Origin of the sequence: Polaribacter sp. P097 (assembly GCF_036864555.1) — a bacterium.
GTDB lineage: Bacteria > Bacteroidota > Bacteroidia > Flavobacteriales > Flavobacteriaceae > Polaribacter.
Genome location: NZ_JAZETJ010000001.1, coordinates 665,440 through 680,554, shown reverse-complemented (window position 1 = coordinate 680,554; position 15,115 = coordinate 665,440). Strand labels below are relative to the sequence as shown.

10 protein-coding genes are annotated in these 15,115 nt (G+C 33.1%); 9 read left to right on the top strand and 1 reads right to left on the bottom strand.

Annotated features, from left to right (window positions below; translation table 11 throughout):
* Positions 1 to 30 precede the first annotated feature (30 nt).
* The 7 genes from V7R38_RS03220 to V7R38_RS03190 all read left to right on the top strand — a co-directional run bounded on the left by V7R38_RS03220 (position 31) and on the right by V7R38_RS03190 (position 10,041).
* Positions 31 to 1,206, top strand: coding sequence for a 2-isopropylmalate synthase (locus V7R38_RS03220; RefSeq protein ID WP_334056027.1), 1,176 nt, complete (start codon positions 31 to 33; stop codon positions 1,204 to 1,206).
* 12 nt (positions 1,207 to 1,218) lie between these two features.
* Positions 1,219 to 2,340 (top strand): 3-isopropylmalate dehydrogenase, encoded by a 1,122-nt coding sequence (leuB, locus tag V7R38_RS03215; RefSeq protein WP_334056026.1) that lies wholly within the window; start codon positions 1,219 to 1,221, stop codon positions 2,338 to 2,340.
* Between the two features lie 324 nt (positions 2,341 to 2,664).
* Positions 2,665 to 4,341: a dihydroxy-acid dehydratase gene (gene ilvD / locus V7R38_RS03210; protein WP_015481783.1), complete on the top strand. Its 1,677-nt coding sequence runs from the start codon at positions 2,665 to 2,667 to the stop codon at positions 4,339 to 4,341.
* Positions 4,342 to 4,435: 94 nt separating this feature from the next.
* On the top strand, positions 4,436 to 6,169 hold the full coding sequence (gene ilvB, locus V7R38_RS03205) for a biosynthetic-type acetolactate synthase large subunit (RefSeq protein ID WP_334056025.1): 1,734 nt from the start codon (positions 4,436 to 4,438) through the stop codon (positions 6,167 to 6,169).
* 1 nt (position 6,170) lies between these two features.
* Positions 6,171 to 6,704: an acetolactate synthase small subunit gene (gene ilvN, locus V7R38_RS03200; protein ID WP_334056024.1), complete on the top strand. Its 534-nt coding sequence runs from the start codon at positions 6,171 to 6,173 to the stop codon at positions 6,702 to 6,704.
* A gap of 88 nt (positions 6,705 to 6,792) precedes the next feature.
* Entirely contained in the window at positions 6,793 to 8,265 is a 1,473-nt protein-coding gene (ilvC, locus tag V7R38_RS03195; RefSeq protein ID WP_334056023.1) for a ketol-acid reductoisomerase, read from the top strand.
* A 183-nt stretch (positions 8,266 to 8,448) separates the two neighbouring features.
* A complete protein-coding gene (locus V7R38_RS03190) occupies positions 8,449 to 10,041 on the top strand; it encodes an NADP-dependent glyceraldehyde-3-phosphate dehydrogenase (RefSeq protein ID WP_334056022.1) in 1,593 nt (530 codons plus the stop codon).
* Between the two features lie 60 nt (positions 10,042 to 10,101).
* Here V7R38_RS03190 and V7R38_RS03185 read toward each other — a convergent pair whose 3' ends face one another.
* Entirely contained in the window at positions 10,102 to 10,470 is a 369-nt protein-coding gene (locus V7R38_RS03185; RefSeq protein ID WP_334056021.1) for an SPOR domain-containing protein, read from the bottom strand.
* Positions 10,471 to 10,661: 191 nt separating this feature from the next.
* Between V7R38_RS03185 and V7R38_RS03180 the strand changes: the two genes are divergently transcribed.
* Positions 10,662 to 11,969, top strand: coding sequence for a c-type cytochrome (locus V7R38_RS03180; protein ID WP_334056020.1), 1,308 nt, complete (start codon positions 10,662 to 10,664; stop codon positions 11,967 to 11,969).
* Between the two features lie 72 nt (positions 11,970 to 12,041).
* Positions 12,042 to 15,104 (top strand): TAT-variant-translocated molybdopterin oxidoreductase, encoded by a 3,063-nt coding sequence (locus V7R38_RS03175; RefSeq protein WP_334056019.1) that lies wholly within the window; start codon positions 12,042 to 12,044, stop codon positions 15,102 to 15,104.
* Positions 15,105 to 15,115: the final 11 nt, after the last annotated feature.

Genomic DNA, 15,115 nt, shown 5'->3' with positions numbered 1-15,115 from the left:
TGATTAAATATAAAGTCAATTTTTTTAATTATGCAAAACAATCAAGTTCAAATATTTGATACAACTCTTAGAGATGGAGAACAAGTTCCAGGTTGTAAGTTAGATACTACCCAAAAGTTAGTTATTGCAGAAAGATTAGACTTATTAGGTGTAAATGTTATAGAAGCAGGTTTTCCAGTTTCTAGCCCAGGAGATTTTAAATCGGTTTCAGAAATTGCAAAAATTGTTAAAAATGCTACAGTTTGTGGCTTAACAAGAGCCGTAGAAAATGACATTAAAGTTGCTGCAGAGGCATTGAAATATGCCAAATTCCCTAGAATTCATACTGGTATTGGTACAAGTGATTCTCATATAAAATATAAATTCAATTCAACCAGAGAACAAGTTATAGAAAGAGCTGTAAAAGCAGTTGCTTATTCTAAAACCTTTGTTGAAGATGTAGAATTTTATGCAGAAGATGCAGGTAGAACAGACAATGAATTTTTAGCAAGAGTTTGTGAAGAAGTAATTAAAGTAGGGGCTACTGTTTTAAATATTCCAGATACTACAGGATATTGTTTGCCTGAAGAATATGGTGCAAAAATGAAATACTTAAGAGAAAATGTAAAAGGTATAGAAAATGTTACACTTTCTTGTCATTGTCATAACGATTTAGGTTTGGCTACAGCAAATTCAATAGCAGGTGTTATAAATGGTGCTCGTCAAATTGAATGTACTATAAACGGAATTGGTGAAAGAGCAGGAAACACAGCTTTAGAAGAGGTGGTTATGATATTAAATCAGCATCCTTATTTAAATCTAGAAACAAGTATCAATACAAAATTATTGTACGATACAAGTATGATGGTTCGTGAAAAAATGGGAATGCCAGTACAACCAAATAAAGCAATTGTAGGTGCTAATGCATTTGCACACAGTTCAGGAATTCATCAAGATGGAGTCATAAAAAACAGGGAAACTTATGAAATTATGGATCCTGAAGATGTAGGTGTTACAGAAAGTGCTATTGTATTAACAGCTAGAAGTGGTAGAGCAGCTTTGGCTTATAGAGCTAAGAAAGTAGGTTATGAACTAACTAAAGTTCAGTTAGATGAAGCTTACAAAGCCTTTTTAAACATGGCAGATCAGCAAAAAGAAATAAAAGATGAAGACATACATGTCATCATGAAAAAAGTTAGTAATTTAGAGAAGTCAGCTATTGCATAAAATACTAGTACTATGAAATTTAATATAGCAGTAATTCCAGGAGATGGTATAGGTCCAGAGGTTGTAGAGCAAGCAAAAAAAGCTTTAAATGCAGTTGCTGAAGCATATGATCATATATTTATTTATAAAGAAGCGCAATTGGGTGCAAATGCCATTGATGCTACAGGAGGTCCTTTACCAAAAGAAACAATTACTATTTGTAAAAGTGCAGATGCTATATTATTTGGTGCAGTTGGTGATCCTAAGTTCGATAATGATCCATCAGCGAAAATTCGTCCAGAACAAGGTTTGCTAAATTTAAGAAGAGAATTAGATTTATATTGCAATGTTAGGCCAGTAAAGGCTTACGATAATCTAATATCTAACTCTCCATTAAAAAGAGAAGTAATAAAAAATGCAGATTTTGTTATTTATAGAGAATTAACAGGAGGTATTTATTTTGGTGAAAAAACATTAAGCGAAGACAAGCAAACTGCACATGACGTTTCTACTTATACAGTAAAACAAATTTCTAGAGTTGCGCATTTGGCATTTCAAGCAGCACAAAAACGTAAGAAGAAAGTAACTTTGGTAGATAAAGCAAATGTTTTAGAAACTTCTCGTTTATGGAGAAAAACAGTTTCAGAAATAGCCGAGGACTATAAAGATGTAGAACTAGAATATTTATTTGTAGACAATGCAGCTATGAAAATGATTCTAAATCCTACGCATTTCGATGTCATATTAACAGAAAATCTTTTTGGAGACATGATTTCTGATGTGGCAAGCTCACTTTGTGGGTCAATAGGTTTATTGGCATCATCTTCTATTGGTTCAGAAAATGGTTTGTTTGAGCCTATTCACGGTTCGTATTCGCAAGCAAAAGGTAAAGACATTGCAAATCCGTTAGCTTCTATTTTATCAGCAGCAATGATGTTGCAGTATTTAGGCTTACATGAAGAGGCAGATGCTATAGAAAGAGCTGTAGACAAGTCTTTAGCTTTAGGTATCACTACTCAAGATATCAAAAGAAAAATGCAGAAATCAACAACAACTTCTAAGGTTGGCGATTTTGTAGCAGATTATATTACCAATCAAGATGATAGTAATATGAACTTTAGAAACATTCACATGGGTCAAAGCACAATTATTTAGCAGCTATTTCCAGCTTTCAGCACTCGCTTTTTTTGAAATCTGAATTAAATTCAGTTTCAAAAAATAGCTCAAACATATGCCTCAATTTGGGCTAAGCTTGTTTGTGAACTAAAGTCAGTTTTAGAAATATCAAATTCTTATTAAAATAAAAAATTCTTTAAAAATATTATAACTACTGAATATCATTTTAAAATATATTTAAAAATCTGTTATTCAGGATTTTAAATGGTTATTTTTTAACCTGAATTTAAACGAAGTCATTGTAGTATTATTAAAAAAATAACGCAATTATAATATTTTTGTTAACACAGAAACAGTTTGTAAATGGAATTAAATAAACATAGCAAAAGATTAACGCAAGACGAATCTCAACCAGCTTCTCAAGCCATGTTGTATGCAGTAGGTTTATCAGAAGAAGATATGAGCAAAGCCCAAGTTGGTATTGCAAGTACAGGTTATGATGGTAATCCATGTAATATGCATTTAAACAATTTAGCTGCAGAAGTTAAAGTAGAAAGTAAAATTGCTGGTTTAGTTGGGTTAGGTTTTAATACTATTGGTGTTTCAGACGGAATTTCTATGGGAACTTCTGGTATGAATTATTCTTTAGCTTCCAGAGATATAATTGCAGATTCAATAGAAACTGTAATGAATGCTCAAAGCTATGATGCCTTAGTTTCTGTGGTAGGTTGTGATAAAAATATGCCAGGAGCTGTAATTGCAATGTTACGTTTAAATAGGCCATCAATTATGATGTATGGAGGCACAATTGCCTCTGGTAGTTATAAAGGTAAAAAGTTAAATATTGTTTCTGCCTTTGAAGCTTTGGGTCAAAAAGTTGCTGGAGAAATAGATGAGAATGAATACAAAGAAATTATAAAAAGAGCCATTCCAGGAGCAGGTGCTTGTGGTGGTATGTATACAGCAAATACAATGGCTTCTGCAATAGAATGTATGGGGTTTGCTTTGCCTTATAACTCTTCTATTCCAGCAGAAAATCCAAATAAATTATCAGAAGCAGAAAGAACAGCTTTAGCTATTAAAAACTTATTAGAGTTAGATTTAAAACCTTTAGATATCATTTCTAAAAAATCGTTAGAAAATGCTGTTGCTTTAGTAAATGCTTTGGGTGGTTCTACAAATGCAGTTTTACATTTTTTAGCTATAGCACATGCAGCAGAAATAGATTTTACTTTAGAAGATTTTCAAAAAGTATCAGATAGAACACCTTTAATTGCAGATTTAAAACCATCAGGAAAATATTTAATGGAAGATGTTCATGGAGTTGGAGGTACACCTGCAATTATGAAATATTTATTAGATAATGGGTATTTGCATGGAGATTGCTTAACTGTTACAGGTAAAACTTTAGCCGAAAATTTGGCAGATGTTAAAGCAATGGAGTTTGAAGCTCAAGATGTTATTTATCCAAAAGACAAGGCTTTAAAAACATCAGGAAACATCCAAATTATTTATGGAAATCTTGCAACAGAAGGTGCAGTAGCTAAAATTTCTGGAAACGAAGGTTTATTGTTTGAAGGTAAAGCTGTGGTTTACGATGGTGAGCAAGCAGCAAATACAGGTATTTCTAATGGTGAAGTAGAAAAAGGTGATGTGGTTGTTATTAGATATGTGGGGCCAAAAGGTGGGCCAGGAATGCCAGAAATGTTAAAGCCAACCTCTTTAATTATGGGAGCAGGTTTAGGTAAATCTGTAGCTTTAATTACAGATGGACGTTTTTCTGGAGGTACACATGGTTTTGTTGTGGGGCACATTACACCAGAAGCACAATCAGGTGGAGCTATTGGTCTTTTAGAAACAGGTGATAAAATTAGAATTAGTGCAGAAGACAACTCAATAAATGTGCTTATCTCTGATGAAGAGTTAGAGAAAAGAAGAGCAAATTGGGTGGCTCCTGCTTTAAAACATAAAAAAGGAATTTTATACAAGTACGCAAAATCTGTAGCCTCTGCATCTAAAGGATGTGTTACTGATTTATAAATAAATGAATTAAGATTTAAGAGAAAAGAGCAAGTGTCAAATACAAAAAAGTTTTGAGCTAATTTCTTTAAACTCTTATTTAAAAGTAAGAATTATGGAGACAAAAACCATATCAAGTACACAGTCAAAAGCTAAAGCAACAGAGCGTATTTCTGGAAGTGAGGCAATTGTTAGATGTTTAATTGAAGAAGGTGTTGATATTTTATACGGATATCCAGGAGGTGCAATTATGCCTGTCTATGATGAGTTGTATAAATACCAAGGTAAAATTCACCATGTTTTAACACGTCATGAGCAAGGTGCAACACATTCTGCACAAGGTTATGCACGTATTTCTGGTAAAGTAGGTGTGGCAATGGCTACCTCTGGTCCTGGAGCAACAAACCTAATTACAGGAATTGCAGATGCGCAAATAGATTCTACACCAATGGTTTGTATTACTGGGCAAGTTGCGTCTCATTTATTGGGTAGTGATGCTTTTCAAGAAACAGATATTGTTGGTATTTCAACTCCAGTTACGAAATGGAACTGCCAAATTACAAAGGCAGAAGATATTCCAAAAGCAATGGCAAAAGCATTTTACATTGCCAAAAGTGGAAGACCAGGTCCTGTTTTAGTAGATATTACAAAAGATGCTCAGTTTGAAGAGTTTGATTTTGCTTACGAAAAATGTACTCATGTTAGAAGTTACAATCCTGTACCCACAACAGATATAACAAAGGTTAAAGAAGCTGCAGATCTAATAAACGCAGCAAAGAAACCAATGATTGTTTGGGGTCAAGGTGTAATTTTAGGTAAGGCAGAAGAAGAGTTTAAGGCTGTTGTAGAAAAAGCAGGAATACCTGCTGCTTGGACAATATTAGGAGCTTCTGCAATACCAACTTCACATCAATTAAATGTTGGTATGGTTGGTATGCATGGTAATTATGCACCAAATATTTTAACTAATGAGTGTGATGTGCTTATTGCAATAGGTATGCGTTTTGATGATCGAGTTACAGGTAGTTTAAATACTTATGCAAAACAAGCCAAAGTAATTCACTTCGAAATTGATCCTGCAGAGATTGATAAAAATGTAAAATCTGATGTAGCAGTTTTGGGTGATGCAAAAAAGAGTTTAGCAGAACTTTTGCCATTTTTAGAAGAAAAATCTCACTCAGATTGGCATCAGAAATTTAAAGATTTGTATCAAATTGAATATGATAAAGTAATTAAAAACGATTTGTATCCTACAAAAGAAGGCCTAACAATGGGCGAGGTTTTAAAAGAAATCAACATTCAGAGTGAAGGTAAGGCTGCAATTGTAACAGATGTTGGTCAGCATCAAATGGTTGCTTGTAGATATGCAGATTTTAACGTGTCTAAAAGTAATATCACTTCAGGTGGTTTAGGAACAATGGGCTTTGGTTTGCCAGCTGCAATTGGTGCAAAAATGGCAGCTCCAGATCGTGAAGTAGTTTCTATTTCTGGAGATGGTGGTTACCAAATGACAATTCAAGAATTAGGTACTATTTTTCAGCAAAAAGCTGCAGTAAAAGTAGTGGTTTTAAATAATGATTTCTTAGGTATGGTTCGTCAATGGCAACAATTGTTTTTTGATAAAAGATATGCCTCTACAGAAATGGTGAACCCTAATTTTGTGGCTATTGCAGAAGGGTATTATATCAAGGCTAGAAAAGTTACTAAACGTGAAGAATTAGCTGAGGCTGTAGCAGAAATGATGCAAAGTAAAGAAGCTTATTTCTTAGAAGTTTGTGTAGAAAAAGAAGATAATGTATTTCCAATGATACCTTCAGGAGCTAGTGTTTCTGATATAAGATTAGAATAAGATGAGTACAGAAGAAAAACAATTATACACAGTATCTATTTATACTGAAAATAATATTGGATTGTTGAATAGGATTTCTGCAATTTTTCAAAGAAGACATATTAATATAGAAAGTTTAAATACTTCTCCATCTGAAATAGAAGGTGTTTCTAAGTTTACTATTGTTGTAAATATTGATGAAGTAAATATCAAGAAAATTATTGGTCAGATAGAAAAGCAGGTAGAGGTGATTAAAGCTTATTATCATAATCTAGATCAAATTATATATCAAATCTCTGGTTTGTTTAAAATAAAATCAGAATTGTTATTTGAGGAGCCTCAAATACAAAACATTATTAAAGAAAGCAATGCTAGAATTGTAACAGTAAACAAAGCCTTTTTTATTCTTGAGAAGTCTGGGAGAAAAGAGGAAATTGTAGAAATGTATAACCAGTTAAGTGAATTCGGAATTATGCAATACACACGTTCTGGCTTAATTGCAGTTACAAAAGAAGAAATGAAAATTTCATCATTATTAGAATCATACAACAACTAAAAATAGATAAAAGAGTATAATTTTAAACGAAAGAAGTTCTTAAAACTTTCTTTTGCATATACTCTAATCAACAATTAAAAACAAAAAAATGTCAAATTATTTTAACACATTAACATTAAGACAAAAACTAGAGCAATTAGGGAAATGTCGTTTTATGGATGCTTCAGAATTTGAAGATGGAGTAGCTGCCTTAAAAGGGAAAAAAATTGTTATTGTGGGCTGTGGAGCACAAGGGTTAAATCAAGGGTTAAACATGAGAGAATCTGGTTTAGATATCTCATATACCTTAAGGCAAGCAGCAATTGATCAAAAAAGAGAATCATATACAAATGCTATTTCTAATAATTTTGAAGTAGGTACTTATGAAGAGTTATTACCTACTGCAGATTTGGTAATTAACTTAACACCAGACAAGCAACATACAAATGTGGTGAAAGCAGTAATGCCTTTAATGAAAAAAGGAGCAACATTATCATATTCTCATGGATTTAATATTGTTGAAGAAGGAATGCAAATACGTGAAGATTTAACGGTTATTATGGTTGCACCAAAATCTCCTGGATCTGAAGTAAGAGAGGAGTATAAAAGAGGATTTGGAGTGCCAACGTTAATTGCAGTGCATCCAGAAAATGATCCAGAACAAAAAGGTTGGGCACAAGCAAAAGCGTATGCAGTTGCAACAGGTGGTCATAAAGCTGGTGTTTTAGAATCATCTTTTGTTGCAGAGGTAAAGTCAGATTTAATGGGTGAGCAAACCATTTTATGTGGATTGTTACAAACAGGTGCTATTTTATCTTTTGATAAAATGGTTGAAGAAGGTATTAATGCTGGTTATGCAGCGAAGTTAATTCAATATGGTTGGGAAACTGTAACTGAGGCATTAAAGCATGGAGGAATTACAAATATGATGGATAGATTATCTAATCCTGCCAAAGTTGAAGCCTTTAGATTGTCAGAGGAATTAAAAGATATTATGCGTCCATTATTTCAAAAACATATGGATGATATCATGACTGGTCATTTCTCTAAAACAATGATGGAAGACTGGGCTAATGATGATGTAAACCTATTAAAATGGAGACAAGCTACAGGTGAAACTGCATTTGAAAAGCAGCAAATAACAGATCAAGAAATATCTGAGCAAGAATATTTTGATCATGGTACATTGTTAGTTGCTTTTGTTAGAGCAGGTGTAGAGTTGGCTTTTGAAGCAATGACAGAATCTGGAATTATAGATGCCTCTGCGTATTATGAGTCTTTGCATGAAACACCATTAATTGCAAACACTATTGCACGTAAAAAATTATATGAAATGAATCGTGTAATTTCAGATACTGCAGAGTATGGTTGTTATTTATTTGATCATGCATGTAAGCCTTTATTGACCGATTTTATGAAAACTGTTTCTACAAATGTTATTGGTAAATCTTTTAGCAGTGATAATGGTGTAGATAATCAAGAATTAATTAAAATCAACAAAATTATAAGAAATCATCCAGTAGAGGTTGTAGGAGAGCAATTAAGAGCTTCTATGACAGCTATGAAGGTGATTAAGTCATAAATTTAAATTGTTTATTATTTTTAAACCTGCTAATGAAAATTGGTAGGTTTTTTGTTTTTTACTCGTTTTTTTCGAAATCATTTTCGTAGTTAATTGGCAACTTTCATTAATAGGAGTGTTATTTTTGCTAACTTGATTACCCATATTTCGGGTTGTATAAAACAACCAAAAACTAGCATAATTATGATAAAAATAAATCAGAATATACCAGAGGAATTTAAAATTGATACACTTTTACATCAAAAATCATATTTAGTCAATGGTGAGTTAAAAGATTGGAAAGGTGAGTTCACTGAAGTGTATTCTACAATATCTTCTACAGAAGAGTATAAACCTACATTTTTGGGTACAATTCCTAATCTCACAGAAAACGAAGCTATAGAGGCTTTAAATTCGGCTTATAGAGCTTATGATAGAGGCCAAGGTATGTGGCCTACAATGCGTGTTGCAGATAGAATATCTTGTATGGAGGAGTTTGCAGACCAAATGAAAACCAAACGTAAAGAAGTTGTGAAACTTTTAATGTGGGAAATTGGAAAATCGCACGCAGACTCAGAGAAAGAATTTGATAGAACAGTTGAGTATGTTTATGACACCATTGAGGATTATAAACAAATGGACAGAGATTCTGCTAAGTTTGAAAAACATAGTGGAGTACATGCTCATATTAGAAGAGGTCCCTTAGGTGTTGTTTTGTGTTTGGGGCCTTACAATTATCCTTTAAATGAAACTTTTGCGCTGTTAATTCCTGCTTTAATTATGGGTAATACAGCTGTGTTTAAGCCTGCTAAGCATGGGGTTTTATTACTTTCTCCAATAATGGAGGCTTTTCAAAATAGTTTTCCAGAAGGGGTTGTCAATATTATTTATGGTAGAGGTCGTGTTTTAGCTACACCAATCATGAAAACAGGTAAAGTTGATATTTTAGCGCTAATTGGCAATAGTAAATCAGCAAATGCTATACAAGCGAATCATCCTTATAAAAATAGGTTAAGGTTGGTATTGGGTTTAGAGGCTAAAAATCCTGGAATTGTTTTGCCAGATGCTGATCTAGATTTGGCGATCGAAGAATGTTTAACGGGTTCAACTTCTTTTAATGGTCAAAGATGTACAGCACTTAAAATATTGTTTGTGCACGAGCATATTGTAGATAAGTTTAATAAACGTTTTGCAGAAAAGGTAGATGCTTTAAAATTTGGAAATCCTTGGGAAAAGAATGTAAAATTAACTCCATTACCAGAACCAGGCAAGCCAGATTATATACAAGAATTGATAGATGATGCTAAAGAAAAAGGTGCAAAGATTTTGAATGAAAAAGGGGGTGAGCGAACCGAAAACTATATTTTTCCATCAGTATTATATCCTGTATCAAAAAATATGAGGGTTTATGAAGAAGAGCAATTTGGGCCAGTAATTCCTATTGTTTCATTTAAAAATATACAAGAACCTTTAGATGCTATGGCTGATTCTAACTATGGTCAGCAAGTAAGTGTTTTTGGGAGTGATGTAAAAACTTTAGCACCATTAATAGATACATTGGTTAATCTGGTTTGTAGAGTAAACCTAAATAGTGCAGCGCAAAGAGGGCCAGATGTGTATCCGTTTACGGGTAGAAAAGATTCTGCAGTGAGCACTTTAAGCGTGCATGATGCTTTACGATCTTTCTCAATAAGAACCTTTGTAGCTTCTAAAGACGCAGAGTATAACAATAATATATTGCAAGAACTTTTAGATAAAAAAACGTCTAACTTTATTAATACAGATTATATTTTATAGAGCATAAAAAAAATACCAAATCAAATGATTTGGTATTTTTTTTATCCGAACTTGTTTGACTTATTTTCCTAATGGAATCACGATTAAGCCAGAGAATTTTTCAGAAAAATTCATCATTGCTTTATCAGCTTCAAGTTTCGTTTTATAATTACCAACCAATACTTTCCAATAAGGCTGATTGTAATCTAATTTAGTGTAATTTCCTGGAAAAAGTACATTGAATTTACTTTGCGTACTTCTTGCCTTAGTTTCATTTCCATAATATAGTTGAATACGATAGCCATAACCAAATTGCTTATTAAATGCTCTTTTTTTAGCAATTAACTTACGCACACTTTCGCTTGCATTTGTGTTATTTTGGGCATTCGATTCTGTAGAAGTTAATAAACCAAAGGCTAAAAAAATGAATAAAATTATGGAGTTTTTCATAAAAAAAATTTCTACAAAAATAACGACATCTTTTAGATTATATTGAAAAAAACCTTTATTTAGAATTGTTATAAATTAATATTTACCATCCTTTTCCTTTTTTTAAATTTAGCAATATGTAGTACTTTTGTACAACTGTTCAAAAAGTGGTTTTTGGGCTATTTATACAGATATTAAAATAGTTTGTAAATATGAAAAGTGTAGCGTTACACAGTAAAATAATCAAAGTACTTCTTAAGAGTTTTACAATCATTCTGCTTTTTTCAATTAGCTTATCTTCTTATTCTCAAGAAGTTGATGCTGCTCGTCAAGCAGAGGGTAGAAAGCTTTTTAAATCCCTTTGTGCTTCATGTCACAAGTTAGATAGAAAACTTGTTGGGCCAGCTTTAGGTGGTGTAGAAGAGCGTAGAGAGAATGAGTGGTTATTAGCTTGGATTAAGAATAATGCAGAGCTAAGAGCGTCTGGAGATAGACAGGCTATTGCAATTTACGAGGAATACAATGGGTCTCCAATGACGGCTTTTCCTCAGTTAAGTGATGATCAAATCAATAATATTCTTTATTACACTACTGTAGGTGATCCTGTAAAAGCGGATGTTGCAGGAACTGCTGTTGTAGATGCAACTGCAGGTGGAGGTTCAGGTAGTGCTCCTGAATGGATTATTTATTTGTTAGCTGGTGCAATAATTGTTGCTTTTTTAATGATTGCAAGTTTATTAAAGCAGGTTAATGAATTAAAAGGTAATAAGTCTGCGAATAAATCAAACTTGAAAAGAGACTTGCATGAGCTGTGGGAAGGTATCAAAGGAAATACATTCTTACATGTTTTAACTACAATCTTTGTTTTGTTGATGGGTGCTTACATTGTTTTTGGTACTTTATTCAAAGTTGGGGTAAACGAAGGTTATATGCCTTTGCAGCCAATTGCATTTTCTCATAAAATTCACTCTGGTGAAAATAAAATAGAATGTCAATACTGTCATTCTTCTGCAAAACATAGTAAACATTCAGGTATTCCTTCTGTAAATGTTTGTATGAATTGTCATAAAAATATTGCTGAAGTGTCTGAAGGGACTGTAGTTGAGTGGGATGGAATGACTTATGGTAAGGCTGAGTTAGATAAGGAAATCGCTAAGATTTACGATGCTGCTGGTTGGGATCCAGATGAGTTAGAATATACAGGAAATACAAAACCTATTAAATGGGTTAGAATTCATAATTTGCCAGACTTTGCTTACTTTAACCATTCACAACACGTAACTGTTGGTGGTATAGAGTGTCAAAAATGTCATGGGCCTGTTGAGACTTACGATGAAATGCGTCAGTTCTCACCTTTAACTATGGGTTGGTGTATCAATTGTCATAGAGAAACTAATGTAGACTTAAAGGGTACAGAGTATTATGATAATATCCACAAAGAATTAGCAAAAAAGTACAATGTAGATAAGGTTACTATTGCTCAGTTAGGTGGATTAGAATGTGGTAAGTGCCACTATTAATTAAAAAAGAAGAATAGTTTTTGTAATTGGCCTTTAAGTCAAACAAAATCTAAAACTAATAACTATAAGTAAATGGCTTCAAACAAAAAATACTGGAAAAGTGTTGAGGAACTAAAAGGTAGTTCTATTGTTGAAACGTTAAGTAAAAATGAGTTTGTAGATGAAATTGCTACAGATCAGTTTTTAGGTGATAAAGAAACATTAGAGAATAGTTCTACTTCACGTAGAGATTTTTTAAAGTACGTTGGTTTTACAACAGCTGCAGCTTCTTTAGCAGCTTGTGAAGGGCCAGTTAGAAAGTCTATTCCTTATGTAGTTAAACCTAATGATATTATTGCAGGTGTTGCAGATTGGTATGCAACTTCTATGGCTGATGGTTATGACTTTGCAAATGTTTTGGTAAAAACAAGAGAGGGTCGTCCAATTCAAATTATGCCTAATAAAGATGCAAATGGTACAACTACTGCTAGAGTACAAGCAGCTATTTTATCTTTGTATGATGAGAAGTTACGTTTAAAAGAACCAACTAAAGCAGGAGAAGTAATTTCATGGGCAGATGCAGATAAGGAAATTGGTTTAAAATTACTTAGCTTAAAAAATGAAAATAAACCAGTTGTTTTACTAACTGGTACAATGGCTAGCCCATCAACAGATAAAATTATTTCTGAATTTACAACAGCATATCCAAACATTAAACACGTTGTTTATGATGCAGTTTCAGAAGCGGGTGCTACAGAAGCTATGCTTGCAATGTATGGCAAAAGAGCATTACCAAACTATCATTTAGAAAAGGCAAAAACAATAGTTTCTATTGGTGCAGATTTCTTGAGTGATTTTCATGGAGGTTTCGAAAAAGGATATGTAAATGGTAGAAAGCCAGAATCTGGTCAAATGTCTTACCATGTTCAGTTCGAAAGTAACATGTCTTTAACTGGAGCTAATGCAGATAAAAGAGTGGTGTTAAAGCCATCAGATCAAGTATTCGCTTTATTAAATCTTTATAAAGAAGTAACTGGTAATAATGTTTCTTCTAAAGCAACTCCTGTAGATGCTGAGATTAAGAAAATGGCTCTTGAGTTAAGAATGAATGGTTCTAGATCTGTTGTAATGACAGGTTTAAATGATAAAAATGCACAACTTATTGCTTTTGCGATAAATGAAGCTTTAAGCAGTGAAATCTTTGATACTAAGAATACATTAAATATTCGTCAAGGAAATGATGCAGAGGTTACTCAGTTAATTTCAGATATGAAAGCTGGTAGAGTTGCAGGTTTGTTGACGCATAATGTAGATCCTATTTACTCATTAGCAAATTCTGCTGATTTTGTAGAAGGATTAGCGAAATTAGAATTGTCTGTAGCTTTATCTACAGAAAATAGTGCAACAGCTGATGCTTCTAATTATGCATTACCTACTCCACACTTTTTAGAGTCTTGGGGAGATACACAATTTGATAGTGTAACTTATGGGTTAATGCAACCAACGATTCAGCCATTATTTAATACACGTCAATTACAAGATACTTTATTAAAGTGGTCTGGTAATTCAACAAAATATTACGATTATTTAAAAGCCTTTGCTGCAGATTCTGTATTGAATGGTAGTTCTTGGAATACAGCTTTACATAATGGTTTCTTTAAAAGAGAAGCTTTAGTTGAAGAAGTTGAATTTACAAGCACAGTATCTGTTGCTAATGCAGCAGCTGCACTTTCATCTTCGGCGAAAAAAGCAAGTGGTTTTGAATTAAACTTATATACTAAAACTGGTTTAGGTGATGGTAAACAAGCTAACAATCCTTGGTTACAAGAATTCCCTGATCCAATTACTAGAGCTTCTTGGGATAACTATTTAACAATGTCTATTGCTGATGCAAAAGAGTTAGGTTTCTCAAATCCTGTAAAGGATAATGGAGCAATTAATGGTGACTATGCTAAGATTTCAGTAAACGGAAAAGAAGCAGTAGTTCCAGTAATGATTCAGCCAGGTCAAGCTAAAGGATCTATAGGTTTAGCCTTAGGTTTTGGTAAAACGTTTGGTTTAAAAGAAGAAATGCAAGTTGGTGTTAATGCGTATCCATTTTATGCAAATAGCAACAATATTCAATATGGAGTAACTATAGAAAAAGTTGAAGGCTATCATGAGTTTGCTTGTACACAAGTACAAAAAACTATTGCAGGTCGTCATGATATTTTAAAAGTGGCTTCTTTAAAGGAATATAAAAATGTAGATCCTAAAGATCATCATCATGGATGGAATAAGCCTGCTTATGTTTCTTATGATCATCAAGAAGTAGAGGCGAATACCATTGATTTATGGGATGAGCACAATAGAGATTTAGGTCATCACTTTAACTTATCTATAGATTTAACATCTTGTACAGGTTGTGGTGCATGTGTGGTAGCATGTCATGCAGAAAACAATGTGCCAGTTGTTGGTAAGAGAGAGGTAAGAGTTGGTAGAGATATGCACTGGTTGCGTATTGATAGATATTATTCTTCTACAGTAGAAACTAGAGAAGATGCAAAAGAGTTAGGATTAAGTAGAGGAGAAATGTATGAAGCTTTAGAAACTGAAGCTGAAAATCCTGAGGTTACTTTCCAACCAATGATGTGTCAACATTGTAATCATGCACCTTGTGAAACAGTTTGTCCTGTTGCAGCAACAACTCATGGTCGTCAAGGACAAAATCAAATGACTTATAACAGGTGTGTAGGTACTAGATACTGTGCAAACAACTGTCCTTATAGAGTTCGTAGATTTAACTGGTTTGAATACGCAAACAATAATCAGTTCGATTTTAATATGAACAATGAGTATGGTAAAATGGTATTAAATCCTGATGTTGTAGTTAGAGGTAGGGGAGTTATGGAGAAGTGTTCTATGTGTATTCAAATGACACAAGCAACAATCCTTAAAGCTAAAAAAGAAGGTAGAGCAGTAAATACAGATGAATTTGAAACAGCTTGTTCATCAGCATGTACAACTGGTTCATTAGTTTTTGGTGATGTAAATAATAAAGAAGACAAAGTAGCTGCTTTAGCAAAAGACAAAAGAGCTTACAATGTTTTAGATTACTTACAAACTAAACCTAATGTAATCTATCAAGTGAAAATAAAAAATACAAACGAAGCGTAATTAAATTTAAG

Bases quoted from the DNA above. Each gene is read 5' to 3' on its own strand.
- V7R38_RS03220 (WP_334056027.1), top strand. From the start codon at position 31: ATGCAAAACAATCAAGTTCAAATATTTGATACAACTCTTAGAGATGGA.
- leuB (WP_334056026.1), top strand. From the start codon at position 1,219: ATGAAATTTAATATAGCAGTAATTCCAGGAGATGGTATAGGTCCAGAG.
- ilvD (WP_015481783.1), top strand. From the start codon at position 2,665: ATGGAATTAAATAAACATAGCAAAAGATTAACGCAAGACGAATCTCAA.
- ilvB (WP_334056025.1), top strand. From the start codon at position 4,436: ATGGAGACAAAAACCATATCAAGTACACAGTCAAAAGCTAAAGCAACA.
- ilvN (WP_334056024.1), top strand. From the start codon at position 6,171: ATGAGTACAGAAGAAAAACAATTATACACAGTATCTATTTATACTGAA.
- ilvC (WP_334056023.1), top strand. From the start codon at position 6,793: ATGTCAAATTATTTTAACACATTAACATTAAGACAAAAACTAGAGCAA.
- V7R38_RS03190 (WP_334056022.1), top strand. From the start codon at position 8,449: ATGATAAAAATAAATCAGAATATACCAGAGGAATTTAAAATTGATACA.
- V7R38_RS03185 (WP_334056021.1), bottom strand. From the start codon at position 10,470: ATGAAAAACTCCATAATTTTATTCATTTTTTTAGCCTTTGGTTTATTA.
- V7R38_RS03180 (WP_334056020.1), top strand. From the start codon at position 10,662: ATGAAAAGTGTAGCGTTACACAGTAAAATAATCAAAGTACTTCTTAAG.
- V7R38_RS03175 (WP_334056019.1), top strand. From the start codon at position 12,042: ATGGCTTCAAACAAAAAATACTGGAAAAGTGTTGAGGAACTAAAAGGT.